Genomic DNA, 3,129 nt, shown 5'->3' with positions numbered 1-3,129 from the left:
GCTCTGGATCGCGGTGCTCAAGGCCCAGCGCGACCTCGGCATCGACGTCCCCGACGGGGTGGTCGATGCCTACGAGCAGGTCGTCGAGAAGGTCGACCTCGCCTCGATCGCAGCGCGCGAGCGGATCACCCGGCACGACGTGAAGGCCCGGATCGAGGAGTTCTGCGCGCTCGCCGGGCACGAGCACATCCACAAGGGGATGACCTCGCGCGACCTGACCGAGAACGTCGAGCAGCTGCAGGTCAAGCAGTCGCTGGAGCTGCTCCGGGTGCGAGCGGTGGCCGCCCTGGCCCGGCTCGGCCGGCTCGCCGCCGAGCACGAGCAGACCGTGATGGCCGGCCGCTCCCACAACGTGGCGGCGCAGGCCACCACGCTGGGCAAGCGCTTCGCGACGGTGGCCGACGAGATGCTGGTCTCGCTCGAGCGGATCGACGACCTGCTCGCCCGCTACCCGCTGCGCGGGATCAAGGGCCCGATGGGCACCTCCCAGGACATGCTCGACCTGCTCGACGGTGACGCCTCGCGCCTCGACGAGCTCGAGCAGCGGGTCGCCGCCCACCTGGGCTTCGAGCGAGTGCTGACCAGCGTCGGCCAGGTCTACCCCCGCTCGCTGGACTTCGACGTGCTCTCCGCGCTCGTCCAGCTCGTCGCCGGCCCCTCGAACCTCGCCACCACGATCCGGCTGATGGCCGGCAACGAGATCGTGACCGAGGGCTTCAAGGAGGGCCAGGTCGGCTCCTCGGCGATGCCGCACAAGATGAACACCCGTTCCTGCGAGCGGGTCAACGGCCTCGCCGTCGTGCTGCGCGGTTACCTCTCCATGGTCGGCGAGCTCGCCGGGGACCAGTGGAACGAGGGGGACGTCTCCTGCTCGGTGGTGCGCCGGGTCGCGCTGCCCGACGCCTTCTTCGCCGCCGACGGCCTCTTCCAGACCTTCCTCACCGTCCTCGACGAGTTCGGCGCCTTCCCGGCCGTGATCCAGCGTGAGCTCGACCGCTACCTGCCCTTCCTGGCCACCACCAAGGTCCTGATGGCCGCGGTGCGCAACGGGGTCGGGCGCGAGAGCGCGCACGAGGCGATCAAGGAGGCGGCCGTCGGGGTCGCCCTGGACATGCGCCGGGGACAGGCCGCCAACGACGTCTTCGCCCGGCTCGCCGCCGACGACCGGCTCGGGCTCACCGCCGACCAGCTCGAGTCCCTGGTCGCCGACCCGATCACCTTCACCGGTGCGGCCGTCGACCAGGTGCAGGCCGTCGTACGACGCGTGGCGAAGGTCTGCGCGCACGATCCGGAGGCCGCGTCCTACACGCCCGGCACGATTCTGTAGCCCGGGAGGATCGGGGCCTCGGGGACCCGTGGCCGGACGTCCGGTCCGACGAGGAGGGAGAACGCCGTGCTCGACGCCCCCGTGCGTCGCCTGATCGCGCCTCCCCTCGACGCCGTCGCCGGGGCGCTGGTCCGGGCCCGCGTGCCGGCACTCGCGATCACCGGCACCGGCTGGCTGGTCGGGGTCGGCGCCTGCGTCGCGGTCGCCACCGGGCACTGGACGCTCGCCCTGGTGCTCTGGCTGCTCAACCGCACGCTCGACGGCCTGGACGGCCCGGTGGCCCGGAGGACCGGCAGCACCGACCTCGGCGGCTTCCTCGACCTGTTGGCCGACTTCAGCATCTACGCCGGCTTCGTGCTGGCCGTCGGCGTCGAACGCCCCGAGGCGCGGCTGGCGTGCCTGGCCCTGCTGACCACCTACTACCTGTCCGGTACGGCGTTCCTGGCGCTGTCGGCGATCCTGGAGCGGCGCGGGGACGCCCGGATCGCCGACGGTCGCACGCTGCTCTTCGTGGGCGGGCTGGCCGAGGGCACCGAGACCGTGCTCGCCTACGTCGCCTTCTGCCTCGCCCCCGAGTACGCCGAGCAGATCGCCTGGATCTTCGCGGGCGCCGTCCTGATCACGGCAATCCAACGCACGCTCGGCGGCGTACTACTCCTGCGCCATCCCGCCGTCCCTGCAGCACGAGAGGTGTCCTGATGCGCTCCCGAGGTCTACCGGTCCGACTCGCTGCCGTGGTCGCCGCGGCGGCGCTCGCGCTCGCCGCGTGCAGCACCGAGCGGCCGGAGGGCGACACCGAGCCGGTCGCCACCACCGACTGGGAGGCCGTCCTCGCCGAGGCGGACGGCCAGAGCGTCAACTGGTACATGTACGGCGGCGACGACGCCCTCAACGACTTCGTCCGCAACGAGGTGACTCCCCGCCTGGCCGCCCTGGGCGTGCGGCTCAACCAGGTCCGGATCACCGACACCGCCGAAGCGGTCAACAAGGTCCTCGGCGAGAAGCAGGCCGGTGTCCGCAGCGAGGGCTCGGTGGACGCGATCTGGATCAACGGCGAGAACTTCGCCACCGGGGTGCAGGCCGACCTGTGGCGCTGCGGTTGGGCCGAGGACCTGCCCAACGCGCGCTACGTCGACCTGGACTCGCCGGCGGTGGCCACCGACTTCGGCGTCCCCACCGACGGGTGCGAGGCGGCGTGGCAGCAGGCGAACTCGGCGCTGGTCTACGACAGCGCCGACCTGGCGCCGGCGGACGTCACGTCGGTCTCCTCGCTGCTGGCGTGGGCCGAGGAGAACCCGGGCCGCTTCACCTACCCCGCGCCGCCGGACTTCACCGGGTCGATGGCCGTCCGCACGATCCTCTACGACACCGTCGGCGGCGTCGACGCCCTGCCCGCGGAGTTCGACGTCGAGGCCTACGAGTCGGCGGCCGAGGACCTCTGGGAGCGGCTCAACACGATCGAGCCGTCGCTGTGGCGCGGGGGCGAGACCTACCCGCAGAGCCAGTCGGCGGTGGAGAAGCTGTACGCCGACGGCGAGATCAGCGCGTTCTTCACCTACGGCCCCGGTGCGGTCGGTCGGCAGGTCGAGGACGGCCTCTTCCCGGCGAGCACCCGCGAGGCGGTGCTCGAGGGCGGCAACATCAGCAACGTGAGCTTCGTGGCGATCCCCGACAACGCCGCCCACCAGGCCGGGGCGCTGGTGCTCGCCAACGTGCTGCAGGACCCCGAGGTCCAGCTCGCGCTCTTCGAGTCCACCGGCGCCTACCCCGCCGTCGACGTGAGCCGGGTCGACCCGGCGGTG

At 72.2% G+C, this 3,129-nt stretch carries 3 protein-coding genes; all 3 read left to right on the top strand.

Translation table 11 applies throughout. The features are described 5' to 3' along the window. Positions 1-1,327, top strand: a 1,327-nt coding sequence (gene purB, locus ABZE72_RS16495; protein ID WP_372730123.1) for an adenylosuccinate lyase, incomplete at its 5' end; no start/stop codon positions are given. A 66-nt stretch (positions 1,328-1,393) separates the two neighbouring features. After that, positions 1,394-2,026 carry a CDP-alcohol phosphatidyltransferase family protein gene (locus ABZE72_RS16490; RefSeq protein ID WP_372730122.1) on the top strand — a complete coding sequence of 211 codons (633 nt, stop codon included), beginning with the start codon at positions 1,394-1,396 and terminating at the stop codon, positions 2,024-2,026. Then, positions 2,026-3,129 (top strand): ABC transporter substrate-binding protein (locus tag ABZE72_RS16485; protein WP_372730121.1); only part of this gene is annotated, 1,104 nt, incomplete at its 3' end. The genes ABZE72_RS16490 and ABZE72_RS16485, both read left to right, overlap by 1 nt.

Source organism: Nocardioides sp., assembly GCF_041600255.1.
Classification (GTDB): Bacteria; Actinomycetota; Actinomycetes; order Propionibacteriales; family Nocardioidaceae; genus Nocardioides.
The sequence above is the reverse complement of the archived record's forward strand: the minus strand, read 5'-3'. Positions and strand labels throughout refer to the sequence as shown.